We start from the raw sequence: 24,496 nt of genomic DNA on the forward strand, positions 1-24,496 counted from the left end.
CCCCCATGAAAGCAGGATTCATCGGGCTCGGTAACATGGGCAGCGCGATTGCCCTTCACCTGATCAAGGCCGGCCATCAGGTCAGCGTCTGGAACCGTTCGCCCGGCAAGGATGATGCCCTCCTGGCCGCTGGCGCCACCCGCGCGGCCAGCCCCGCCGACGCGGCCGAGGCCGATGTGGTGCTGAGCATGCTGGCCGATGACGCGGCGGTTCAGGCCGTGGTATTCGGTGAACACGGCACTTTGTCCAGCAGTGCCAAGGCCGTGCATGTGTCCCTGAGCACCATCAGTATCGAACTGGCCGATCACCTCGCCGAGACGCACCGCCAGGCCGGTCGCGACTACGTCAGTGCGCCGGTGTTTGGCCGCCCCGCCGCTGCTCAGGCGGCAAAACTGTTCATCGCCGCCGCCGGCAAACCCGCTGCGCTGAGCCTGTGTGCGCCTTTGTTCGATGCCATCAGCCAGCGCGTCTTCACCATCGGCGAGACACCGAGCATGGCCAACGTGGTCAAGCTCAGCGGCAACTTCATGATCATGGCCGCCGTCGAAGCCATGGCCGAAGCCATGGCCCTGTGCGAAAAATCCGGGGTCGAAAAAAGCACCCTGTTCGAGGTGCTGACCAACACTCTGTTCAACGCTCCGGTGTACAAGACCTACGGTGAAATCCTCGTTCAGGAGCGCTATCGCCCTGCCGGCTTTGCCGCGCCCCTGGGGCTCAAGGACATGACCCTGGTGGGCAGCGCCGCCCAGCGCGTCGGCGTGCCGATGCCGGTGCTGGGGGTGGTGCGCGACCACCTGATCGAGACCATTGCCTGCGAAGGGCCTGACATCGATTGGTCGGGGGTGGGTCTTACGGTCAGCAAACACGCCGGTTTGAAGTAAGCGGTCGGCCGGCCGGGCAATCACGCACAATCCGACGCTGCACAAATTCCCCAACCGGATTATTCTGTCGGCTGATCTCTTCAGCTGAAAGTATGTGAGCCGCTCATGAAAATCGATGACATGGACGCTTTTGTCGCCGTCGTCCGCTGCCAGTCGACCAACCTTGCCGCCGAAGCCCTGCAATTGACTCAGCCGGCGATCACCCGTCGCCTGCAGAATTTCGAGCAGGACCTGGGCGCCATTCTGCTGGACCGCCAGACCAAACCCCTCAAGCCCACCCCCATGGGCTGGCGGGTCTACGAGCAATGCAAGGCCATCTTGCGCGAGATCGATTCACTGCGTGAGCTGGTGGCCAACGACAGCGCCCCCAGTGGCACCTTGCGCCTGGGCGTGCCCCAGACCCTGGGCGATGTGGTGTTGCTCGAAGCCCTGGCACAGATTCGCCACAGCTACCCGGACCTGCGCACCCAAGTGGTCAGCGGCTGGGGCAGCAGCCTGATCGCACGCATGGAAAACGGCGACCTCGATGCCGCCGCCGCACTGTTTCCCAGCGGCAAGATCTTCCCCGAAGGCATCGCCAGCCAGTCATTGGGGCACATGGCCCTGCAAGTGGTGGCCGCCAAGGGCTCGGTGGGCAAGCGCCACCTCAAACTCAAGGATTGCTACACCCGCGGCTGGGTCCTCAACCCCGACGGCTGCGGTTTCCGCGCAGGCCTGCAACGGGCGCTGAGCGAGCAAGGGCTGTCCATGCAGATCAATCTGGAAACCTTCGGGACCGAGCTGCAACTGGGCCTGGTGGCCAGCGGTCAGGGCCTGGGACTGGTGCCCGAGCCGCTGCTGGCGCTGAGCGAACACCGCGAACTGCTGGAAGTGGTCAACCTCACCGATTTCAAACCACAGGTCGATCTGTGGCTGTTTCATCCGCGTTACCTGGGCAACCTGCAGGAAGCGGTGGAAGTGTTCGGCGCAGCGGCCGCCAGCCAGCTGCAGGGCTAAAACGAATACATTGCGTTGTTTGCATATTGAAATAACTCATTGATTCTATAAACACATAATTAGCTTATATCTAAAAAGCCTTTTACAGCTCACATACAGAAGCTTACGGTCTTAAAGAACGCGCCGCCTGTCCCGCACAGCGCGGCCACGGACTCCCTGACCGATGAGTGCCCCATGAGCGCCCCTCTCCCTTTCGCAAGCCCTGACTCGCTGGCCCGCCACCTGGACGAGATCACCCAGGCCCTGGCTGCCAATGCGCCGCTCTACGACCGCAGCGGGCAGTTTCCCCACGCCAACTTCGAACTGCTGCACCGCCACGGCCTGCTGGGCCTGGCCACCGCACCGAGCTATGGCGGAGGCGGTGCCGACCTGGCCACCGCGCGCCAGGTTATCAGCGCCGTGGGCAAAGGCTGCCCGGCCACCGCACTGATCCTGGTGATGCAGTACTTGCAGCATTTTCGTCTGGCGCAGAACGAGCGCTGGCCCGAGCACCTGCGCACACGTGTGGCCCGCGACGCGGTGGAAAACGGCGCGCTGATCAATGCCCTGCGGGTCGAACCGGAACTGGGCACGCCGGCCCGTGGCGGCCTGCCTGCCACGGTCGCCGCGCGCGCGCAGGATGGCTGGGTGCTCAACGGCCGCAAGATCTACTCCACCGGCAGCCATGGCCTGACCTGGCTGGTGGTCTGGGCCCGCAGCGACGATGCCGACCCGCTGGTGGGGGGCTGGCTGGTGCACAAGGACACCCCCGGTATCCGCATCGTCGATGACTGGGACCACTTGGGCATGCGCGCCACGTGCAGCCACGAAGTGCAGTTCGACAACGTCCGCGTGCCGCTGGACCACGCCGTCAGCGTCAGCCCGTTCAGCGCGCCCCGGGCCGAACTGGACGGCGAAGCGCTGGTGTGGATGGCGGTGCTGTTGCCGGCGCTGTACGACGGCGTGGCCCAGACGGCACGGGATTGGCTGGTGCAGTTCCTCAAGAGCCGCACGCCCTCCAACCTCGGCGCGCCTCTGGCCAGCTTGCCGCGCTTTCAAGAAGTGGTCGGGCGCATCGACACCCTGCTGTTCAACAACCGCGCCTTGCTGGATGCCGCCGTGGCCGGGCCGAGCTCGGCGCAACACGCCGGGCAACTCAAGCACCTGGTCAGCAGCAACGCCATCGCGGCGGTGGAACTGGCCGTACAGGCCGCCGGCAACCCGGGCCTGTCGCGCAACAATCCGCTGGAGCGGCATTACCGCGACGTGCTGTGCAGCCGCATCCACACCCCGCAGGACGACGCCGTACTGGCGGCGGCCGGCCGCCTGGCGCTGCTCTGAGCATTTTTTCGTACTTTTCGCGTAACCCCTGACACAAGGACGCGCCCCATGGGCCTGACACGAATTCCGACCCGCTGGCTGTTCACCTTGGGGGCCACCGCAGCCCTGCTGGGCTGCTCGCCCGCCGCTGAGCAGCACGCCAACAGCCACATCCTCAAGGTCGCGTTTTTCCGCGACAACACCACCCTGGTCAGCCTGGACCCGTTCCAGGTTTACTGGCTCGAACACCGCGTGGTGCTGCGCAACGTCGCCGAATCCCTGACCGATCAAAAACCCGACGATGGCTCGATCATCCCTTGGCTGGCCGCCAGCTGGGACATCAGCCCCGACGCACTGCAATACACCTTCCACCTGCGCAAGGACGTCACCTTCAGCAATGGCACCCGCTTCGATGCCCACGCGGTGAAGACCGCCTTCGACAGCGACAAGGCGTTCGCCCAGCAACTGCCCTCGACGTTCGGTGCCACCTACCTGGCCGGCTACGACCATGCCGAGATCGTGGACGACTTCACGATCAAATTGGTGCTATCGCGGCCCAACGCCGGCTTCTTGCAAGCCACTTCCACCACCAACCTCGCCATCCTCGCTCCTGAAAGCTACGCCAAGACTGCCAAGGAGCGATCGCTGGGCGCGATCATCGGTACCGGACCGTTCGTGCTGGAACACTACACCCCGGAGTCGGACCTGCGCCTGCTCAAGCGCAAGGGCTATGCCTGGCCGTCGGCCAGCGTTCAGAACAAGGGCGAAGCCCATCTGGACGAAGTGGACGTGACCTACGTGCCTGAAGACAGTGTGCGCAATGGTCAATTCGTCCAGGGCCAGGTGGACATTCTCTGGCCGCGGGCGCCGTTCTCCGACATCGACAGCAAGCTGTTCGTGTCCAAGGGCGCGACCATCCAGAGCCGTTCTCTGCCGGGGCCGGCCTTCAACCTCTACCCCAACACCCGTGACGAACGGATTCTGGGCGATGCCGTGGTGCGCCAGGCCTTGCAAAAGGCCATAGACCGCAAGACCTACGCGGCGACCCTCTACAACGCCCAGTTTCCCGTGGTCAGCGGGGTCTACGACACCACCACGCCGTATTACCGGAACCAGAGCGCGCTGCTGGCCTACGACCCGGCCGGTGCGCGACAACTGCTCGACCACGACGGCTGGACCCTGGCCGCCGACGGCCATCGCTACAAGAACGGCAAGGCGCTCACGCTGACTTACAACATCCCGGTAGTCGAGTCCGCCGGGGATGTGCTGCTGCAGGATCAACTGCGCCAGGTGGGCATCGACATGAAACTCAACGTGCTGACCACCGCCGACTGGGCGGCCGCCAATGCGGCAGGCCGTTACGACTTGACCCTGGCGTACATGACCCGCGCCGACCCGATCATCCTGCAGACCATTCTCGACCCGCGCAGCGCCAACAGCGCCACCGTGGCCACCCACCTTTACAGCCCGCAGGCCCTGCCCAAGGCTGAAGCGCTGTTCGACGCCGGCATGACCGCCACCGCCAGCGACCAGCGCGCTCAGGCCTACGGCGCGCTGCAGGACTTGTTGCTCCAGCAGAACTCGACGTTCCCGATCTACGAACGCCTGTGGCAGGCCGCGACTGGGCCACGGGTGCAGAACTTCCGCTGGACCGCCGAGGGCTTCGCCTTGTTCAACGATATCGAGATCAAGAAATCATGACCCGCTATGTGCTCGGCCGTATCGGCCAGGCGGTGCTGGTGCTATGGGGCGCCTACACCGTGGCTTACCTCATTCTCTACTGCCTGCCGGGTGACCCTCTGTCGATGATGCTCAGCGCCTCGGGGGTGGAGATCGATTCGCTGTCCGCCGGCGATCTGGCCAAGGCTCGGGCCTATTACGGCCTCGATCAGAGCGCCCTGCACCGCTACCTGAGCCTGTTGTGGGGCGCAGTGCACGGCGACTTCGGCCAGTCGATCTCGCTCAACCGCAGCGTCGGCAGCCTGTTGGCCGAGCGCCTGCCGCAGACCCTGCAACTGGCAGGGCTGGCGATTCTACTGTCGCTGGCGGGCGGCATTGGCTTGGGCTACCTGGCCGCCTACGTACGCTGGCGCCCCCTGCAACAGCTGCTGGCGCGGGTGCCGTCCCTGGGATTTTCGGTGCCGGTGTTCTGGATGGGCCTGTTGCTGATCCAGGTCTTCGCGTTCAGCCTCAATTGGTTGCCCTCCACCGGCAACCAGGGTTTTTCCAGTCTCATCCTGCCGGCGATAACCCTGGCGATTCCGAGCGCAGCGGTCTATGCCCAGGTTTTGCTGCGCGGTTTTCAGGGGGTATGGCAGGAGTCCTACATCGTCACCGCCTACGCCAAAGGCTTGAGCCGGGCCAAGGTGCAACTGCGGCATGGCTTCAAGAACGCCGCGCTGCCGCTGCTGACCTTGATCGGCCTGCAGGTGGGAAACACGGCCTCGGGCGCGGTGCTGGTGGAGACCATCTTTGCCCGCACCGGCATCGGCCGGCTGGCCCAGGAAGCCGTGTTGCGCCAGGACATTCCGGTGGTGCTGGCCATCGTCAGCGTCTCGGCCGCCGCCTTCGTCGTGGTCAACCTGGTGGTCGACCTGCTGTACCCCGCTCTTGACCCGCGTATCACCCACACGCCGAGGATTGCCTGATGCCTGCTGCCCGTTCGACCCTGATCGATGGTTTCAGCTCCCCTGTAGCCGCCGCGCCCGAGTGGCGACCACGCAGCCGCTGGCAGCGTAGCTGGCAGGCAGCGGCGCCGTTGCTGCGCCGCCCCGGTTTTGTACTGGCTCTGGCCGTGGTGCTGTTTGCCCTGATCAGCGCGCTGGCCCCCTCGCTGCTCAGCCACACCGACCCGTACGCCACGGCGCCGCTGGCCAAGCTGACATCGCCCAACTTCACGCACTGGTTCGGCACCGATGAACTGGGTCGCGACCTCTACAGCCGGGTGGTGTACGGCTCGCGGCTGTCGGTGGCGGCCGCCTTCCTGGCGGTGGGCATTGCCTTGATCGGCGGCCTGGGCCTGGGCATCGTCGCCGGGTTCGCGGGTGGCCGGCTGGACACCGTACTGATGCGCCTGATCGACGTCATGTTGGCCCTGCCTGGCCTGTTGCTGGCGCTGGCCATCGTCACCGCCATCGGTTTCGGTACCGTGCCGGTGGCCATCGCGGTGGGCGTCGGCATCATTCCAGGCTTTGCCCGCACCACCCGCGCCGAAGTGCTGCGCATCAAGACCTTGCCTTACGTCGAAGCCGCGCGCCTGGGCGGCGCCAGCTGGACCCGGACCCTGCTGCGCCACGTGTTGCCCAACGCCTGGGGACCGGTGGCCGTGCTGGCCACCCTGGATTTCGGCGCCGCCATCCTCGCCACCGCCGGCTTGAGTTTCCTCGGCTTCGGCGCCGCTCCACCGGCGGCCGAATGGGGCACCTTGATCGCCAACGGCCGCACCTTTCTGATGACCGCGCCCTGGGTCTCGCTGCTGCCGGGGCTGTTTCTGGTGGCCGTGGTGTTCAGCGTCAATCACATAGCCCGCACCCTCGAGGAAAGCCCGCGATGAGCCTGTCACCCACGCCGCTGATCGAGGTCGACGACCTGCACATCAGCTACTTCGCCAGTGCCCAGACTACCCATGCGGTGCGCGGCGTCTCCTTCAGCCTGGACCGCGGTGAAACCTTGGCCATCGTCGGCGAATCGGGATCGGGCAAATCCACTCTGGCCAGCGCCCTGCTCGGCCTGCTGCCCGGCAACGCTCGCCTGCAAAGCGGGCGCCTGCGCCTGGACGGTGCCGATGTGACCCATGCCAACGAGCGGCAGTGGCAGCGCCTGCGTGGCCGCACGCTCGGGCTGGTGCCGCAGGACCCGATGGTCAGCCTCAACCCGACCTTGCGCGTCGGCCAACAGATCGGCGAAGCGCTGGTTCAGGCCCAGGGGCAGCGCACTCCAGGCCTTGACGCCGACGTGCTGGAATTGCTGACTCAGGTCGGCCTCGACCAACCGCTGTTGCGCGCCCGCCAGTACCCCCACGAGCTCTCCGGAGGCATGCGTCAGCGCGTGCTGATCGCCATCGCCCTTGCCGGTAATCCACGCCTGATCATCGCCGACGAACCCACCAGCGCCCTCGACGTGACCGTGCAGCGCAAGATCCTCGACCACCTGCAAGGGCTGGTGGCCGAGCGCGGGATTTCGTTGATCATCATCACCCACGACCTGGCCGTGGCGGCCGACCGCGCCGACCGCCTGCTGGTGATGAAGGGCGGCGAGCTGATCGAACAGGGGCCGCCGTCCAGCGTCATCGACCACCCTGCGCAACCCTATACCCGCGCCTTGCTGGCCGCCGCACCGGCCTTCAACAGGCGCAGCCCGCCGGCGCCGCTTCCGGCCGCCAACCGTGCGCCGCTGCTGGCCTTGCACAACGTCGGCAAGGCGTTTGAGTTGCCCCGACGCACAGGCGAAGCAGACCGTTTCCAGGCCTTGCAGGGGGTCAGTCTGGAGGTCTATCCGGGCCAGACCGTGGCCATTGTCGGCGAGTCCGGTTCGGGCAAGAGCACCACCTTGCGCATCGCCTTGGGCCTGGAGAAACCCAGTACCGGCCGGGTGCTGTTTGACGGTCAAGACGTCACCGCTCTGGGCTGGCGCGAATTCAGGCCGCTGCGCCAGCGCATGCAACTGGTGCAGCAGAACCCCTTTGCGGCGCTGGACCCGCGCATGAGTATTTTCGAGAGCATCGTCGAGCCGTTGGTGTCGTTCGGCCGCCTCAAGGGTCGCGCACTGGAACAGGCCGCCCGGCAACTGATCGAACGCGTGCACCTGCCAGTCGGCTACCTGGACCGCCTGCCACGGGAACTGTCCGGCGGCCAGCGCCAGCGCGTGGCCATCGCCCGTGCCTTGGCCTTGCAGCCTGAATTGCTGCTGCTCGACGAACCGGTGTCAGCGCTGGATGTGTCGGTGCAAGCGCAGATTCTCGACCTGCTGGCCGAGTTGCAGAGCGAGCTGGGGTTGGCGTATTTGCTGGTGTCCCATGACCTGGCGGTGGTGGCGAGCGTGGCGCATCGGGTGCTGGTATTGCGCAATGGGCAGGTGGTGGAGCAAGGGTCGACGGATGAAGTTTTTTTGAACCCACAGGCGGCCTATACCCAGGCGTTGTTGGCGGCGGTGCCCGGCGGGCGGCGGCGGGCTTGAGAGTGGGCGGCAGCTCCATGAGCGGGACTTCCAGAATACCCAAAATCCCCACACCTAAAAAACTAGTTGTGTTTGTCCACTATCCCATGTTTTGATAAAACCAAGCGCCGCTCAGACGGCGCTGCGCTTCCCTCCTCGCCTCACCCATTCTGCCCTCGCCGCCCTCGGGAAGTCAGAACATGGAACCTCTCCAAGCTGTCCGTACCCTGCTTTCGGTGCAGAACCTCAGCGTCCGGCTGCCTCAGGGCATGGACCGCAGTCACGCCGTGGAGGACATCTCCTTCGACCTGGCCAGCGGCGAAATCCTCTGCATCATTGGTGAATCAGGATCCGGCAAATCGGTCACCGCCAACACCCTCATGGGCCTCTTGCCGTCCTCCATCGCGGTGAGCCAAGGGCAGATCCTGTTCAACGGCCAGAACTTGCTGGCCTGCGATGAGCGCACCTTGCGCGGCCTGCGCGGGCAGGCGATCTCCATCATTTTTCAAGACCCGCTGTCGGCCCTCAACCCCTTGATGACCTTGGGCGAGCAGATCGCCGAAACCCTCGCCGTGCACGGCGTCAGCGACAGCCAGGAGCAGCAGCGCCGGGTCGTGCAGTTGCTCACAGAAGTGGGCCTGCCCGACCCGGAACAACTGCGCCACCAGTACCCGTTTCGCCTGTCCGGCGGCCAGCGTCAGCGAGTGATGATCGCCATGGCTTTGGCCCTTGACCCGCAGTTGCTGATCGCCGATGAACCCACCACCGCGCTGGACGTCACCACCCAGGCGCAGATCCTCGAGATGATCCGCACCCTGCAACGGCGCAAGGGCATGGGCGTGATGTTCATCACCCACGACTTCGGCGTGGTGGCGGAGATTGCCGACCGGGTGGCGGTCATGGAAAAAGGCCGGCTGGTGGAGCAAGGCCCGGCCGCACAGGTGCTGCGTGACCCCCAACACCCCTACACCCGCAAGCTGCTGGCCGCCGTGCCCCGCATGGCCCTGCAGGACCGGAAAAATCTGGGTCAGGCGCCGGTGGTGCTCAAGGTCCAGGACCTGTGCAAGACCTACATCACCGCCGGCCGTTTCTTCGCCAAGGGGCGTACGGTCAAGGCCGTGGACGGGGTCAGCTTCGAACTGCGCAAAGGCCGCACCTTGGGGATCGTCGGCGAGTCCGGCTCCGGCAAGTCGTCTCTGGGGCGGCTGTTGATGAAGCTGATGCCCAGCGACAGCGGCAGCATCCACTTTGACGGTCAAGACATCTGCCCGCTGTCCCAGGCGGCCTTTCGCCCGGTGCGCCGTTACATCCAGATGATCTTCCAGGACCCCTTCGCCTCCCTCAACCCCCGCCACAGCATCGGTCGCATCCTCACCATCGGCCCCCAGGAACACGGCGTGGCCTATGAAAAGGCCCGGCTCAAGGCGCTCAAGCTGCTCAAGCTGGTGGGCCTGGATGACAGCGCCTTCGAACGCTACCCCCATGAGTTTTCCGGTGGCCAGCGCCAGCGTATCGGCATCGCCCGGGCGCTGATGTTCGACCCGCTGGTGCTGATCGCCGACGAAGCCGTGTCGGCCCTGGACGTGTCCATCCAGGCGCAGATCATCGAGCTGCTGGCCACCGTGCAGCAGGAAACCCGGGTGGCGATGATCTTCATCACCCATGACCTGCGTGTAGCCAGCCGTATCTGCGACGAAGTGGCGGTGATCCACCAGGGCAAGATCGTCGAGCACGGCGCGCCCTACCAGGTCTTCAACCACCCGGTCCATGCCTACACCCAGCGACTGCTGGCGGCGGTACCGCGCAGCGACTGGGCCTGCTCATGACTGCCAGAGTGGAAAGAGACGAACTGGGGGATCTGGGCCTGTTGCTCAGTTTCTACATCCGCTGCCTCAGCCGCATCGTCTCCAAGGACCTGGACGATGAACTCGAAGGCCTGGAAGTGGCCAAGGGCACCGGCAAGATCGGCACTTTGCTTCTGGTCAACGAGCACCCCGGCATTCGCCCCTCGACCCTGGCGCGCTGGCTGCTCAAGGACCGCGCCGCCATGGGCCGGATCATCGAGCAGATGGCCGTGCAAGGCCTGCTGACCCGGCGGGTCTCGGACAAGGACAACCGCGCCCAGGAGCTCTACGCCAGCGAGCGCGGCCGGGAGTTGGCGGCGACAGTCACCGCCATCGTCACCCGCCAGTCCCGCACTTTCTTTCAAGACCTGGACGACGCCGAGCACGCCTTGGCCATCCGGCTACTGCGCAAGGTGTACCGCCGGGTCGCCGGATTCAATGAAGCATTTCCCACAGGAGCACCTGATGCAAGATGATCGAGTCGCCCTTATCTCCGGGGCCAATCGCGGGCTGGGCCTGGCCATGGCCAAGGTCCTGTATGACCAGGGCTGGCGCCTGGCGCTGGGCATGCGCGAACCTGCTCTACCCGACTGGGCCGACCCGCAGCGGGTCGCGGTGCACGCCTATGACGCCCGTCAGCTGACGGCGGCCGAGCCTTGGGTCGCCGCGACCCTGGCGCGCTTCGGTCGTGTCGACGGGGTCATCGCCAACGCCGGAATCATGGTCCCGCACAACGTCATCGACGTCAGCGAGGACGATCTGGAAGCCATGCTCGACATCAACGTCAAGGCACCCCGACGGTTGGCCAAGGCTGCCTGGACAGCGCTGAGCGCCAGTGGTCGCGGCCGAGTGATCATTATCGGCTCGCTGTCGGGCAAACGGGTCAAGTCGGCCTCGGCCGGCAGCTACTCGGTGTCCAAGTTTGCCGCCGTGGCCTTGGCTCATGCCTTGCGTCATCAGGGCTGGGAAGCGGGGATTCGCGCCACGGCCGTGTGCCCCGGCTTCGTCGCCACCGACATGGCCTTGGCCCTGAGCAGCCGCGACCCGGCACTCATGACCCAGGCCGAAGACATCGGCCGGGCCGTGGCCCTGTTGCTGGACCTGCCCAATGAAGCCAGCGTGGCGGAGTTCGCCATCAACTGCCAACTCGAGGAGTCTTACTGAATGCCCGGTCCCTATGTCGTACCCGTGCACGGTGATAAAGAATTGCCGGATGAAGTGGATGTGGTGGTCATCGGCGGCGGCATCATCGGCGCCTCCACGGCGCTGGAGTTGTCCGAACGCGGCCTGCGGGTGGCCCTGTGCGAGAAAGGCGGTATCGGCCATGAACAGTCGAGCCGCAACTGGGGCTGGGTACGCATCTCCCGGCGCGACCCCAGGGAAGTGCCGCTGATGGCCCACGCGCTGCAGATGTGGCAGGGCCTGGATCAACGCCTGGGCCGCGACACCGGCTACAAGAAAGCCGGGATCATCTTCACCTGCGTCGACGACCAGGAATACGCCAACCATGAGCGCTGGAACCAGAACCTGGCCAGCTATGACCTCGAATCACGCATGCTCTCGGCCAGCGAACTGAAGCAGTTGCTGCCCAATCAGAACATGAACCTCAAAGGCGCGCTGTACACCGCCGCCGACGGCCGCGCCGAACCACAGAAAGCGGCGCCGGCCATTGCCGAAGGCGCCCGCGCACGCGGCGCGAAGATCTTCGTGGAGTGCGCGGTGCGCGGCATCGAGACCAGCGCCGGGCGGGTCAGCGGGGTGGTCACCGAACGTGGCAGCATCCGTTGCAGCGCCGTGGTGCTGGCTGGTGGCGCCTGGTCCAGCCTGTTCTGTGGCAACCACCATCTGCGCCTGCCTCAGCTCAAGGTGATGAACTCGGTGCTGCGCACCTTCCCGCTCGAAGGCGGCCCGACACAAGCGATCTGGAGCAAGGATTTTGCCCTGCGCCAGCGTCAGGACGGCGGCTACACCGTGGCCAACGGGCACGAGAACATCGTCGACGTGGTGCCGGACTCGTTCCGCTTCGGCAAGGATTTCATCCCGGCCCTGAGCAAGGAATGGCGCTCCCTGAGCCTGCGCCTGGCCGACCGTTTCTTTGTCGAGGCGCGCATGGCCAAGCGCTGGGCGCTGGATGAGCCGAGCCCCTTCGAGTACGCCCGGGTCCTCGACCCCAAACCCTCCAAGGCTTTGTCGGACCAGGCCTTGGCCAACCTGACCAAAGCCTTCCCGGTGTTCCAGCAGGCGCGCATCGCCCAACGCTGGGCCGGCTACATCGACGCCACCCCGGACGCGGTGCCGGTGATCTCCGCCGTGGACAGCTTCCCCGGCTTTCACATCGCCACCGGTTTCTCCGGCCACGGCTTTGGCATCGGCCCGGCTGCCGGGCGTCTGATGGCCGACCTGGTGACCAACGATACCCCCGTGGTCGACCCGACCGCCTTCCGCTTCTCGCGGTTCAGTGACGGTTCGAAGATCGAAGTGATCAGCGGGTTCTGACTCAACAACAATTGACTGCGCGGCCCTTTACCCAGTACTGCCCCCACCCTTTACAAGGCAATGAGCGATGACTGAAAAGACCCCAGATAGCCTTCTCAACCCCACCCGGCGTCAAGCCTTGACGCTCATGGGCTGGGCCGGCCTTGCCGGACTCGGCGGCGCCGGCTCGGTGTTCACCGGCCTGCTCGGCGCCAGTGAAGCCTTCGCCGCCGACGCCAAGACCCTGAACAAGCAGATGGTCATCGGCTTTTCCCAGGAACCCACGGTCTTCAACCCGCACCTGCTGCACATCGAGGTGGACGAAGGCATCTACTACGGCGTCTTCGACCCCTTGTTCCGGGTCACGCCCGATGGCACTTTCGAACCGATGCTGGCGGTAGAAGTCCCGACTGTGGCCAACGGCGGCATCTCCGCCGACGGCCTGCAATGGAAGATCAAGCTGCGCGACGGGGTCACCTGGCACGACGGCAAGCCCTTCACCGCCAACGACGTCAAGTTCACCCTGGACCTGTTGGTGGACCCGAAATTTCGCAGCTGGCGCCGCACCGGCCATGAACTGGTGCGCGACCTCAAGGTGGTCTCGCCCACCGAGCTGACCTGGCGCATGGACAAACCCTTCGCGCCCTATGCCGCGATTCTCTCCGACACCTTCATCGTCCCCGAGCACCTCCTGGGCCCGGTGGAAGACAAGAACAGCGCACCGTTCAACAACGCCCCCATCGGCACCGGCCCGTTCAAGTGGAGCCGGCGCGTGGCCGGCGACTTCATCGAGTTGACGGCCAACACCCAGTACTTCGGCAAAGGCCCGTACCTGGAGAAGATGATCTTCAAGTACATCCCCGACCTGACTGTCCTCTACACCCAATTCAACACCGGCGACATCGACGTGGCCGGCCTGCAATGGATCACCCTGGACCACTACGAGGAAGCGAAAAAACTGCCGGGCAAGACCGTGACCGCCTTCAATGCTTCCACCGTCGAGACCTTTGCCTTCAACCTCGGCAAGCCGCAGTTCAAGGACCTCGCCGTGCGCGAAGCGCTGTACATGGCGGTGGACAAGGCGACCATTCTCAGCGCGCTGTACTACGGCCTGCCCTCGCCCACCGAAACCTACATTCCGCTGCAGTCCTACTACCACAACCCCGACTTGCCCAAGCACGAGTTCAACGTAGCCAAGGCCAACGCCAAACTCGATGAAGCCGGCTGGAAGAAAGGCGCCGACGGTATCCGTGCCAAGGATGGCGTACGCCTGGCGTTCAGCAACTCCACCACTGCCGGCAACCATCTGCGCGAGCAGATGCAGCAGTTTTTGCAGCAGTCGTTCAAGGACATCGGCGTCGACATGAGCATCTCCAACCTGCCGCCCGCCGTGATGTGGGGGGACTTCTGGATGATGTCGCAGTTCGAGAGCTCCGTGGTCGGCCTGGACTTCCTCACCGCTGCCGACCCGGACACCTCCGACTATTTCCGCTCCACGGCAGTACCGGCCAAGGGTGGCTCGGGGCAAAACACCTGGCAGTACCAAAGCCCGGAAGTGGACGCCTTGCTCACGGAAGGTGCCCAGCAGTTCGCTCCCGAGACCCGCCGCGCCACCTATTTCAAACTTCAGGAGGTGGTGCGCCGCGACTTGCCTTTTCTGCCCCTGTTCCCGTTCACCGAAGTGCGCGGGCACAAGGTTGGCATCGACGGGGTGATCCCTAACGTCAACGTGCGCATCGACACCTGGAACGTCGCCGACTGGCGCTGGAGCTGAGCCCTTGCCGCCGCGCGCCCGCCGTCGTCTCGGCGGCGGGTCGCCTTTTCATGAGGAGCCGCTCCATGGTGCAATTTCTGCTAAGCCGTCTGTGGCAAAGCCTGGTCCTGTTGCTGATCGTCTCGGCGGTGGGCTTTGCCGTGCTCAACCTGGCACCCGGCGGCCCGTTGTCGCAGTTCACCCTGACCCCGGGCATGACCCAGGAAGCCCTGGCCCGCATTTCGCACCAGATGGGCCTCGACCGGCCCTTGCCGATCCAGTACCTGGACTGGCTGTGGCGCATGGTACGCGGCGACTGGGGACACTCCTACCGGGACAACCAGCCGGTGCTGAGCATCATCTATCAGCATCTGTTCGCTACCTTGCTGTTGATGGGCAGCTCGACCCTGCTGTCGATGATCATCGGCACCGTGGTCGGTGTGCGCAGCGCCCTCAAGCGCGGCTCGCTGTTCGATTTCCTGTCGTCGGTGGGTGCCATGGTGGCTCTGTCGCTACCGACCTTCTGGCTGGGGCTGGTGGCCATCTACCTGTTTTCGGTCAAGCTCGGCTGGCTGCCGTCGGGCAACATGTTCACCGTCGGTGTGGAGACTGTGCGCGACTACTCCGTGCACCTGGTACTGCCCTGCCTGGTGCTGGCACTGGTCAACGTCGCGGTGTGGAGCCCGTACATGCGCAGCGCCACCCTGGAAGTGGTCAATCAGGATTTCATTCGCACCGCCCGGGCCAAGGGCCTGACCCCGCGCCGGGTACTGCTCAAGCACATCATGGGCAACGCCATGCTGCCGATGATCAGCCTGGCCGGCATGCAACTGCCGACCTTGCTCAGCGGTGCGCTGGTGACCGAAACCGTGTTCACCTGGCCCGGCATCGGCCGGCTGTTTCTCGACAGCCTGGGTTACAGCGATTACCCGGTGATCATGGGGCTGCTGATGATGTCGGCGATTCTGGTGCTGATCGGCAACCTGCTGGCCGACATTGTCGTCGCCCTGGTGGACCCACGTATTCGTCTGACCCAGGAGGCCAGCGCATGACCGATCTCAGCCTCGCTCCCGTGCAGGTCAACGTCCGCTGGTGGCAGCATCGCGGCGTGCGCCGTTTTTGTCGCAACCGCCTGGCGGTACTGGGCACGGTGCTCATCATCCTGCTGACCGCCGCCTGCTTCATCGGCCCCCATCTGCTCAAGTACACCGAGCTGACCATCGACTTGCGCGCGCGCTTTGCCCCCCCGTTTGCCGGCCCGCACCTGCTGGGCACCGACCCGCTGGGGCGCGACCTGTGCGCCCGGCTGCTGATGGCCGGGCGCATTTCGTTGATGGTCGGGTTTTTCTCGATGCTGCTCAGCACCTTGTTCGGCGCGCTGGTCGGCATCGTCGCCGGCTTCTATGGCGGCCGCGTGGGCGCCGTGCTCATGCGCCTGGTGGATGCCTTTCTGGCCTTTCCGGCGATCTTCCTGCTGCTGGTGCTGGCCGCCTTCACCAAACCTTCAGCGTTGATGATCACCTTGATTATCGCCGTCACCAGCTGGATGGAAGTGGCACGGGTGGTGGAGTCCCAGGTGCGCTCCCTGCGCGAACGGGATTTCATCCAGGCCGCCCGCACTCTGGGCCTGCGCAACTCGACGCTGATGTTCAGCGAGCTGTTGCCCAACGCCATGGGTCCGATCATCGTCGCCGCCACCTTGACGGTGGCCCGCGCCATTCTGCTGGAGGCGTACATCAGCTACCTGGGCTACGGCATCCAGCCGCCGCTGCCCAGCTGGGGCAACCTGCTCAATGGCGCCCAGCAGTACCTGCTGCAAGCACCTTGGCTGGCGATCATCCCCGGGCTGACCATCACCCTGGCGGTGACCAGCTTCAACTTCATCGGCGACGGCCTGCGCGACGCGCTGGACGTGCGCAGCGATCAGCCCTGAGGAGCCCGGCATGCGTGAATTCTCGCCCTTTCACACCACTTTGTGGTTTGCCACCGCCGCCAGTGCGCCGCCCAGCAGCACCCTGGAAGGCCGGGTGCAGGCGGATGTCTGTGTGGTCGGCGGTGGCTATACCGGCCTGACCACTGCGCTGGAGCTGGCGGCCAAGGGCGTCAAGGTGGTCCTGCTCGAAGCTCAGGACGCCGGCTTCGGTGGCTCGGGCCGCAACGCCGGGCATTGCACACCGACGTTCACTCACTACAGCTTGCCCGAGCTGCGCAAGCTCCTCGGCGAACCGTGGGCCGAACGCTTGATCGCCCGGCAGACCCAGGCCAACCGCAAGGTGGCGCAGATGATCGACACCTACGCCATCGACTGCGAATGGCAGCAGAACGGCTATGTGATGGGCGCCCTCAATCGCGGTCAGATGGGCGAACTGGAGCGCAAGCGCGACGAGTACAACGCCGTCGGCGCCAAGACCCAGGTGCTGGACAAGGCCCAGGTGCAGACCGTCACCGGCAGCCCGCGCTTTCAGGGCGGCTGGTTCCACACCGAGGCCGGCCACCTCAACCCGCTGGGCTATGCCCGCGGCCTGGCCCGCGGGGCCATGCAGGAAGGCGTCGCGCTGTATTCCGATTCGCGGGTGGTCTCGGTCAAGCGCGAAGGGGCGAACTGGGCGGTGAACACCGCACGCGGCACGGTGCTGGCCGACAAGGTGATCTTCGCCACCGGCGCCTACACCGTGGATGGCTGGCCGAAGCTTGAGCAGAGCTTCAAGATCATGAAAGTCTTCGTCGCCGCCACCCAGCCCTTGAGCCCGGAAGAACGCCTGAGCGTGTTGCCGCAAAACACCACGATTCATGACGGGCGCGGCGACATCTACGTCTACAAGTACAACGCCGAGGGCCGCATCGTCGCCTCGATGTTCCCCATGGGCCGGCGAGGCACCGACATGGCCTACACTCGCCAGGTCATGTCCGATCGCCTCAAGTGGCTGCACCCACAGATCCGCCAGGCGCTGCGCTGGGAATACTTCTGGTTCGGCGAGCTGGACATGCAATACCGCACCGTGCCCAGGCTCTACGACCTCGCGCCGGGGGTGGTCGCCCTCACCGGCCTGTCCGGACGCGGCGTGCCCACCGGCAGCATGCTCGGCGGTATCCTCTCGGAATGGGCGCTGGGGGTGTCGCCCGAGCACCTGGCGTTACCGATCGAGCCGCTGAAGGCCGCGCCGTTCTACATGAGTTTCGGGCCGCAATTGTCGTTGCGCTATTACCGGGCCAGTGACTGGGTCAAGGCCAGGCTCAATGGCAGTGCGTTGCCGCCCCATGCCTGAGCCAGCCAGGGCCTGCAGCGATTACCACACGCAGGCTGGTTATTCGTCCGCAGGCCCTGCCGAGCCCCTCTGCCGAACCCGAAATTTCCCCGGCGCCAGGCCATTTTCCCTGCGAAAGCAGCGGGAAAAATACGCCTCGTCGGCAAATCCGCACGCCGCGCCGACCTGCCCGACCTGTTGCTCGCTGTTGAGCAGCAACGTGCGCGCCAGCTGCATGCGCCGGTCCAGCACCAGTTGCGAGAACGGCTTGCCGGTCTCCTTGCGCAACAGGTGGGTCAGGTAATTGGGCGAGAGAAAGGCAGCCGCGGCCGCGTCCTTGAGGTTCAACGTCGGTTCATGCAAATGCTCTCGAATATAGCGCCGTACCCGGCCCAAGGCATCACGCCGCCCGCGCCGTGCGGCGTTATCGGCAGCCAGTGCCTGCAAGGGCTCGGCGTATTCGGCGCAGACACGGCCGATCAATAACAGCAGATAACCCTTGAGCTGCTCGCGCGAACCAAACCCGCGTTCGGCGTCCAGCCCGCGCATGCGTTCGAGCAGCGCGGTGATCTCGGCAAACGTCGACTCATCGAAAATGAAATCCAGCTGCTCCTGAAACTGGAACGGAGACAGCTCTGGCGCCCGGTCGATGGCAACGTCTTCCAGGTCCAGCGGGTCGCAGGGCAACTGCGGCAGGATGAATGCCTGGCTGAAGTTGATCAGCATGAAATCGCCGTCTTCCGGATGGGGAATCAGGTGCAGCCGATGCGGCAGGATGAACGCCAGGGCGCGGTGGGGAAAGGGCCGTACCGCGCCACCGATGTGCTGCACGGTGTCGCCACCGAGGTTGATCTGGATCTGGAAATAGTCATGCCGGTGTGGGCTGGTCAGCGCCGCACGACCGCGCTTGTCGCGGATGTAGAAATCCTCGCGGTCGCTGCGTTGTTGCATAGCGTAGGTCAAGACGGGTGAGTTCACGGGGCGCTGCTCGGCGGACACAGACGCCTACTGTAATCACCCGCTGGCCCTGCGCCAAGTCAGCGCTGGCCGAGGGTGAAACTCAGCTCGCCGACGCCGTCGATGCCGGCAGTGACCACATCGCCCGGCTGCAAGGCCCCGACCCCGGCCGGGGTGCCGGTGAAAATCAGGTCGCCAGCCTTGAGTGCCACCGACTGCGAGGCGTAGCTGATGACATCGGCCACCGACCAGATCTGATCGGCGAGATCGCCCTGCTGGCGGGTGTCGCCGTTGACCTTGAGCCAGATCGCCGCGCTGGCCGGGTGCCCGGTGTCGCTGACCCGGCGCAGCGGGGTGGTGGGTGCCGATTCGTCGAAGCCCTTGGCCCAGTCCCACGGCCGGCCGAGTTTCTTGGCCTGGGCCTGGATGTCGCGGCGGGTCAGGTCGATACCCAGGCCGTAGCCCCAGACATGCTCCAGCGCGGTCTCGGGGCTGATGTCCACGCCGTCCTTGCCGATGGCGACCACCAGCTCCACTTCGTGGTGCAGGTCCTCGGTCAACGGTGGGTAGGCGATGGTGCCTTGGGCAGCGACCACGGCATCGGCCGGCTTGCTGAAGAAAAACGGCGGTTCGCGGTCGGGGTCGTGGCCCATTTCCCGAGCGTGCTCGCTGTAGTTGCGGCCTACGCAGAACACGCGGCGGATGGCAAACCGGGCCGATTCGCCGGCGACGGCCAACGAAGGGGTGGGTGGGGCTGGCAGTACAAACTCGCTCATGGTGACGTCCTCATTGGCAGTCACCCATTGTGCAGCGCCTCAGCGTTCAGGTTTTGCACTGCTGTACGCGGTTTTTGCACGCAGCAACGCTCAGCGCCCCAACACGGGTCCATTGGCGGCCTTGCCCTGGCGGGCAGCGGCGAAACTCTGGCGTAGCTCACCCACCAGCTTGAGCAGGTCGCGGCTGCTGATCAAGGTCTGGGTGGCGATGGCCGAGGAGACAAATACCACTTCGTCGGTCTTGGGATGGGTCACCCGTACGGTCATCGCGCCCTCGGTGTCGAAGGTGGTCTGGCAGCGCAGCGGTAAAAATTCCCGCTCCATCAGATGTTGCAAATCTTGATGTGACAGCATCGATGCACTCCCCCCCGGAAAGCCGGTATTGAAACATATTGATTACCCACGAGTAATGACCCCAGAAGTTTTTATTCCGTTTTATTGACCCTGGCGGGCCGCAGCCGCGACCGATGCTACGCTGAAACCGATCTCAGGTTTTGCGGAGAAAACTCATGCCTCTGTTTCGTCGCGACTTCACTCAACTCGGCTGCCTGCTGCTGCTCAGCGCCCGCGTCCCGTGGATCGGCAAGGCCGGCGCCAGCCCGGCAGCCGTCCAGACCTTGCAGCTGCAACCCAACGGCTGGGTGCCGAACAACCCGAAGCTGCCGGTGCTGATCTACCCCAACGCCATCGCCATCACCGGCAGCGACCCGGCTGCCGCCTTCGAGACCCCCTTCAACGCCAACGGCTGGCCGCCGCAATGGCGCTACGGGGTGTTCGACTACCACCACTACCACATCAAGGGCCACGAAGTGCTGGGGGTATTCGCCGGCACGGCGCGGCTGATGCTGGGCGGTCCCAATGGGCCTGTGGTCAAGGTGAGTGCCGGGGACGTGCTGCTACTGCCGGCCGGGACCGGGCACTGCAACCTGGGTTCCAGCGCGGATTTCGAGGTGGTGGGCGCCTACCCGCCGGGGCAACAAGGCGATATCAACCGCCAGGCCCCGACGCCGGCGCAAATGGCAGCGATCGCTGCGCTACCGTTTCCGGACAGCGATCCGGTGCAAGGGGATCCGGGGGCCGTGCGGCGCTATTGGCGCCCACACACCTAGGGAATTGAGACGTTCGCGCGTGAGTGCTCCCGCGCGGGGAGTCACGGCGGTTGTCAGACCAGCGGCACGGTCAACCGATCAATCACCGGCCGGGTATCCGGCCGTACCCCGCGCCACCATTCAAACGCCTCCGCCGCCTGCTCCACCAGCATGCCGACGCCATCGGCGATCGCCTTGACCCCCGACTCCCTGGCCAGGCGCAAAAACGGCGTCAGGCCCTTGCCGTAGGCCAGTTCGTAAGCCAACTGCACGTCCTTGAACACGTCGCCATGAATCGGCGGACATTCCCCCATCAGGCTGGCGGAGGTGGCGTTGACCACCACGTCGAACGTCTGGCCGGCCAGGTCGTCGTAGCCCAGCACGGTCAGCAAGGGATTGTTCACTTCAATGGCCAGCGCCTGAGCCTTGGTCACGTCACGGTTGACCACCACCACCTGGGCCGGTCCCGCTTCCAGGAATGGCAAAATAGCCCCGCGCACCGCCCCGCCTGCACCCAGGATCAGCAACCTGCGTCCCGCCAGCGGCGTCTTCAGGTTGGATTGAATATCCCGTAGCAGGCCGATGCCGTCGTAGTTCTCGGCGAATATCTTGCCGTTCTCGAACTTCAGGCAATTGGACGCCTTGGCCAGCGTCGCGCGGGCACTGCGGCTGTCGGCCAACTCGAAGGCCTGCATTTTGAACGGCGCGGTGATGTTCATGCCCCGCCCGCCCTCGTCGCGAAAGCCGCGCACGTCATCGGCAAAGTGGTCCAGCGAGCCTTCGATGGCACCGTAGGCGATGTCCTGTCCGGTGGCCTCGGCGTACAAGCCGTGAATCAGCGGAGATTTGGTGTGGCTGATGGGCCGGCCGATCACCGCGTAACGATCCGTCATTGTGCACCTCCTGGGGTAAAGAGAACGCCATCCGCCTGCATCGCCGAAATCTCTTCAGGGCTGAAGCCCAGCTCGGCAGCCACCTGGGCGTTGTGTTCGCCCAGGTCCGGGGCCACCTGGTGGATGGTGGTGTCGCAGTCCGAAAAGCGGAACGGCAGGTTGGGCATGCGCAGGGTGCCATAACGCGGGTGTTCCTGCTCCATGATCATGCCGCGTGCCTTGATCTGCGGGTCGGCGATCACTTCGTCGATGCGTTGCACCTTGGCGCTGGGCACGTCGATTTCATCGAGCCAGGCGAGGATGCGTGCCACGGGGTGGGCCGCCACCCAGGCCTTGACCACGGCGAGGATCTCCACCCGATGGGTGTTGCGCCCGTTCAAGCTGTGAAAGCGCGTGTCGCTGCCGAAGTCGGCCGGGCCACCATTCAGGGCGAGCATGGCTGCAAAACGCTTCCAGGCGTCGTCCACCTGCGCGGCGATCACCAGGTCGCCGTCGGCGGCGCGAAACACCCCGTACAAAGTCGACGTCGGCATGTCGTGGCCGGTCTGCTCCGGCACCACAGTGCCACCGGACAAGGTGTAGCACTGCACCGCGTACTCGTGCATGGACACCAGCGTGTCGTACAACGCCATATCGATGTGCTGGCCGCGCCCACTGTTGACCCGCCCCAGCAGCGCCGCGTTGATGGCCGCCACCGCGTGGATGCCGGTGTACATGTCACCCAGCGAGATGCGCAGCAAGGGCGGCGCCTCGCCGGGGTTGCCGACCATCTGCATGATGCCACTCTTGGCCTCGGCGATCAGGCCGAAACCGGCGCGGTGGGCGTCGGGTCCGGTGTGGCCGTAGGCCGAGATGGAGCAATACACCAGCTTGGGGTTGCGCGCCGCCAGTTCCGCGTAGCCCAGGCCCAGCTTGTCGAGCGCGCCGGGGCGGTAGTTCTCGATGAACACGTCAGCCGAGTCGCAGAGCTTCTGCATGAAGGCCTTGCCGCGCGGGTCCTTCATGTTGACGCTGACGCCCTGCTTGCCCATGTTCAGTTGCAGGAAGTAGCCGCTCTGGTGATCGTCCAGGGTGAACGCGTGCTGACGGCCGGCGTCACCACTGCCGGGCCGTTCGACCTTGATCACTTCGGCGCCCAGCGCGGCCAGGCAACGACCGACATAGGGGCCGGCGAGGAAGTGGCTGTAATCGATGACACGGATGCCCTTGAGGGGAAGTGGCTGGGTCATATCTGCGGTCTCCGTGGCACCATCAGGCGGTGCTCGCCGCGCTGGACGATCTCACCGTGCTGGTTGATCAGTTCCGAAGGCAGGACAACGATGCCCCAGCCCGGTTTGCTCTTGCTGGCGCGCAGGCTGCCCACGCGCATCTTCACGTGGACCACGTCGTCGACCTTGATCGGCAACAGAAAGTCCCAGGTCCAGCCCAGCGACATGCCCGGCAGGAAGCGGTAGTCGGCCTGGGTCTTGAGGCCATCGGCGATGCTCAGGCCGAACAGGCCGTGGGCCACCAGACAGCCGAAGTGGCTGGCGTTGGCGTAGGCTTCGTCGACGTGCACCGGGGTATGGTCACCGGTGAGGTCGGCGTAGGCAATGATCCGTTCCTTGGTGACGGTGTAGCTGGGGGTGATGCACTGGTCGCCTTCCTTGGCGTCGTCCCAGTACTTCTCAGTGATGGCAAGGGTCATAAGGTCAGCTCACGAACGCGGGTTGATGGCCAAGGCCCGGGCCACAGTGGACACGGGCGAGGCTTGAATGAATTCCACCGCCAGGCCGTCGGGCAGGCGCAGCCAGTTGCGGCCCTGGGGCATTTCGCTGACGTCGAATGTCCAGGCGGCAGCCAGTGCGGCTTCGAGGTCTTCGCACATCACGCCCAGGTGGCCCAGGCGCCCTTCCGGCTCGTCGAAATCGGGCCTGGCCATGAATTGCAGACCGCCCAGGGTCCAGTACTGGATGGGGTCTTCCAGCGTGCCTTGCACCTCGCGCAGGGTCATGCCGAGCACGTCGTGGAAGAAGCGGATGTGCCAGTGGATGTCTTTGACCCAGATGGCCACGTGTTCCAGATAGGCTTTGGGGATGCTCACGGTTTGGCTTCCTCTTGTTGTCGAGCGTCGTTTTGGCGGGTCTGCTCATCGGCCATGGCCCGTTCCACACCCTTCATGCAGGCGTGCAGCGTGGCGTTGACCGGGGTCGGCACGCCGTGACGCTGGCCCCAGCGCACCACCGAACCGTTGATGAAGTCGATTTCGGTGATCGAGCCTTTTTCCAGGCTCTGCAGCATCGAGGTCTTGAAGGAGGCCGGCAGGCCTTCGCTGGCCAGTTTCCAGGCCGTCTCCGGCTCGCTCAGGCCCAGACGCACCCCCGCAGCGGTGGCCACGGCAATGGCTTCGGCCACGGCCGCCAGGGAGGTGGCCTTGAGCAGCGGTTCGCTGTACAACTGGCCGTAGGTCAGGCGAGTGATACCGGTCAGCGCGCCGGTGGCGACGTTGACCAACAGCTTGTCCCACAGGGTGCCAACGATGTTTTCACTGACCGTGGTGGCCAGGCCCGCGCTGTTGAAAGCCTCGGCAATGGCCAGCACACGGTGGCTGACGCTGCCGTCCAGCTCGCCGATGTAGGTGTGCTTGCCCACCACCCCGGAGCGGACGGTGCCGGGTGCCAATAGCACGCCACCAACGTAGGTCTTGCCGGCCAGCACCCGCTCGCGGCCGACCGCTTGGGCGAGAATGTCTTCGTGGCCCAGACCATTTTGCAGGGACAACACCGTGGTATCGGGTCCGAGCAACGCCATGGCGCCAGCAATCGCTGCTTCGGTATGGAAGGATTTGACCAGCACCACCACCAGGTCCACCGCGCCGATCTCGGCCGCCGAGGTACTGGCCCTGACCGTAATAGCCCGTTCGCCGCCCTCGTCATGGACCCACAGACCATCACGGCGCATGGCATCGACGTGGGCGGCGGAGCGGTTCAGCAGCCAGGTTTCGTGGCCTGCCTCGCTGAGGGCCGCGCCGATGACACAGCCCAGCGCACCCGCGCCCAGAATGCAGATTTTCACAATCGCGCCTCCGTTGATTCTTGTTGTTGTCGTGCTGGGCATTACAGTAGGCAGCCTGGTGACTTTGCGCTATACAATGGG

General features: G+C 65.1%; 24 protein-coding genes. 16 read left to right on the forward strand and 8 right to left on the reverse strand.

Annotation, left to right across the window (positions count from 1 at the left end):
* Positions 1–5 precede the first annotated feature (5 nt).
* The 15 genes from HB675_RS20135 (at position 6) to HB675_RS20205 (ending at position 17,668) form a co-directional block, all read left to right on the forward strand.
* Complete coding sequence (locus tag HB675_RS20135) at positions 6–881, forward strand: NAD(P)-dependent oxidoreductase (protein ID WP_213880771.1); 876 nt, start codon at positions 6–8, stop codon at positions 879–881.
* Between the two features lie 105 nt (positions 882–986).
* Complete coding sequence (locus HB675_RS20140; protein ID WP_213880773.1) at positions 987–1,877, forward strand: LysR family transcriptional regulator; 891 nt, start codon at positions 987–989, stop codon at positions 1,875–1,877.
* A gap of 174 nt (positions 1,878–2,051) precedes the next feature.
* Entirely contained in the window at positions 2,052–3,197 is a 1,146-nt protein-coding gene (locus HB675_RS20145) for an acyl-CoA dehydrogenase family protein (protein WP_213880775.1), read from the forward strand.
* Positions 3,198–3,245: 48 nt separating this feature from the next.
* On the forward strand, positions 3,246–4,877 hold the full coding sequence (locus HB675_RS20150; protein WP_213880777.1) for an ABC transporter substrate-binding protein: 1,632 nt from the start codon (positions 3,246–3,248) through the stop codon (positions 4,875–4,877).
* Positions 4,874–5,824, forward strand: a complete 951-nt coding sequence (locus HB675_RS20155) for an ABC transporter permease (protein ID WP_213880779.1) — start codon at positions 4,874–4,876, stop codon at positions 5,822–5,824. Before HB675_RS20150 ends, HB675_RS20155 begins: the two co-directional genes overlap by 4 nt.
* A complete protein-coding gene (locus HB675_RS20160; RefSeq protein ID WP_213880780.1) occupies positions 5,824–6,729 on the forward strand; it encodes an ABC transporter permease in 906 nt (301 codons plus the stop codon). The genes HB675_RS20155 and HB675_RS20160 overlap by 1 nt, the downstream gene beginning before the upstream one ends.
* A complete protein-coding gene (locus HB675_RS20165) occupies positions 6,726–8,351 on the forward strand; it encodes an ABC transporter ATP-binding protein (RefSeq protein WP_213880782.1) in 1,626 nt (541 codons plus the stop codon). Before HB675_RS20160 ends, HB675_RS20165 begins: the two co-directional genes overlap by 4 nt.
* A 179-nt stretch (positions 8,352–8,530) precedes the next feature.
* A complete protein-coding gene (locus tag HB675_RS20170) occupies positions 8,531–10,156 on the forward strand; it encodes an ABC transporter ATP-binding protein (protein WP_213880784.1) in 1,626 nt (541 codons plus the stop codon).
* The gene (locus tag HB675_RS20175) at positions 10,153–10,650 is read left to right on the forward strand and encodes a MarR family transcriptional regulator (RefSeq protein WP_213880785.1); all 498 of its coding nucleotides are present in this window, start codon (positions 10,153–10,155) and stop codon (positions 10,648–10,650) included. The genes HB675_RS20170 and HB675_RS20175 overlap by 4 nt, the downstream gene beginning before the upstream one ends.
* Positions 10,640–11,338 carry an SDR family NAD(P)-dependent oxidoreductase gene (locus HB675_RS20180; RefSeq protein WP_213880787.1) on the forward strand — a complete coding sequence of 233 codons (699 nt, stop codon included), beginning with the start codon at positions 10,640–10,642 and terminating at the stop codon, positions 11,336–11,338. The genes HB675_RS20175 and HB675_RS20180 overlap by 11 nt, the downstream gene beginning before the upstream one ends.
* Positions 11,339–12,670, forward strand: a complete 1,332-nt coding sequence (locus HB675_RS20185; RefSeq protein ID WP_213880789.1) for an FAD-binding oxidoreductase — start codon at positions 11,339–11,341, stop codon at positions 12,668–12,670.
* A 67-nt stretch (positions 12,671–12,737) separates the two neighbouring features.
* Positions 12,738–14,423, forward strand: a complete 1,686-nt coding sequence (locus tag HB675_RS20190) for a peptide ABC transporter substrate-binding protein (RefSeq protein ID WP_213880791.1) — start codon at positions 12,738–12,740, stop codon at positions 14,421–14,423.
* Positions 14,424–14,488: 65 nt separating this feature from the next.
* The gene (locus HB675_RS20195; protein ID WP_213880793.1) at positions 14,489–15,454 is read left to right on the forward strand and encodes an ABC transporter permease; all 966 of its coding nucleotides are present in this window, start codon (positions 14,489–14,491) and stop codon (positions 15,452–15,454) included.
* Positions 15,451–16,335 (forward strand): ABC transporter permease, encoded by an 885-nt coding sequence (locus tag HB675_RS20200; RefSeq protein ID WP_213880795.1) that lies wholly within the window; start codon positions 15,451–15,453, stop codon positions 16,333–16,335. The genes HB675_RS20195 and HB675_RS20200 overlap by 4 nt, the downstream gene beginning before the upstream one ends.
* A gap of 10 nt (positions 16,336–16,345) precedes the next feature.
* Positions 16,346–17,668 carry an FAD-binding oxidoreductase gene (locus HB675_RS20205; RefSeq protein WP_213880797.1) on the forward strand — a complete coding sequence of 441 codons (1,323 nt, stop codon included), beginning with the start codon at positions 16,346–16,348 and terminating at the stop codon, positions 17,666–17,668.
* A gap of 39 nt (positions 17,669–17,707) precedes the next feature.
* On the opposite strand, the gene HB675_RS20210 is transcribed toward HB675_RS20205, so the two are convergent.
* The 3 genes from HB675_RS20210 to HB675_RS20220 form a co-directional block, all read right to left on the reverse strand.
* Entirely contained in the window at positions 17,708–18,598 is an 891-nt protein-coding gene (locus tag HB675_RS20210) for an AraC family transcriptional regulator (protein ID WP_213880894.1), read from the reverse strand.
* An 86-nt stretch (positions 18,599–18,684) separates the two neighbouring features.
* Positions 18,685–19,380, reverse strand: coding sequence for a fumarylacetoacetate hydrolase family protein (locus HB675_RS20215; protein ID WP_213880799.1), 696 nt, complete (start codon positions 19,378–19,380; stop codon positions 18,685–18,687).
* Positions 19,381–19,470: 90 nt separating this feature from the next.
* Entirely contained in the window at positions 19,471–19,734 is a 264-nt protein-coding gene (locus HB675_RS20220) for a DUF1652 domain-containing protein (protein WP_213880801.1), read from the reverse strand.
* A 155-nt stretch (positions 19,735–19,889) separates the two neighbouring features.
* On the opposite strand from HB675_RS20220, the gene HB675_RS20225 reads away from it, so the two are divergent.
* Positions 19,890–20,489 (forward strand): cupin, encoded by a 600-nt coding sequence (locus HB675_RS20225; protein ID WP_256737621.1) that lies wholly within the window; start codon positions 19,890–19,892, stop codon positions 20,487–20,489.
* Between the two features lie 53 nt (positions 20,490–20,542).
* Here HB675_RS20225 and aroE read toward each other — a convergent pair whose 3' ends face one another.
* From aroE to HB675_RS20250, 5 genes are read right to left on the reverse strand one after another with little or no spacing between them, the layout of a single operon-like run.
* Positions 20,543–21,361 carry a shikimate dehydrogenase gene (gene aroE, locus HB675_RS20230; RefSeq protein WP_213880803.1) on the reverse strand — a complete coding sequence of 273 codons (819 nt, stop codon included), beginning with the start codon at positions 21,359–21,361 and terminating at the stop codon, positions 20,543–20,545.
* The gene (locus HB675_RS20235) at positions 21,358–22,590 is read right to left on the reverse strand and encodes a CoA transferase (RefSeq protein WP_213880804.1); all 1,233 of its coding nucleotides are present in this window, start codon (positions 22,588–22,590) and stop codon (positions 21,358–21,360) included. The genes aroE and HB675_RS20235 overlap by 4 nt, the downstream gene beginning before the upstream one ends.
* The gene (locus HB675_RS20240) at positions 22,587–23,048 is read right to left on the reverse strand and encodes a MaoC family dehydratase (protein WP_213880806.1); all 462 of its coding nucleotides are present in this window, start codon (positions 23,046–23,048) and stop codon (positions 22,587–22,589) included. Before HB675_RS20240 ends, HB675_RS20235 begins: the two co-directional genes overlap by 4 nt.
* Before the next feature lie 9 nt (positions 23,049–23,057).
* The gene (locus tag HB675_RS20245; RefSeq protein WP_213880807.1) at positions 23,058–23,444 is read right to left on the reverse strand and encodes a VOC family protein; all 387 of its coding nucleotides are present in this window, start codon (positions 23,442–23,444) and stop codon (positions 23,058–23,060) included.
* Complete coding sequence (locus HB675_RS20250; protein ID WP_213880809.1) at positions 23,441–24,415, reverse strand: 2-dehydropantoate 2-reductase; 975 nt, start codon at positions 24,413–24,415, stop codon at positions 23,441–23,443. Before HB675_RS20250 ends, HB675_RS20245 begins: the two co-directional genes overlap by 4 nt.
* Positions 24,416–24,496 lie beyond the last annotated feature (81 nt).

Origin of the sequence: Pseudomonas sp. dw_358 (assembly GCF_018449655.1) — a bacterium.
Lineage (GTDB): Bacteria > Pseudomonadota > Gammaproteobacteria > Pseudomonadales > Pseudomonadaceae > Aquipseudomonas.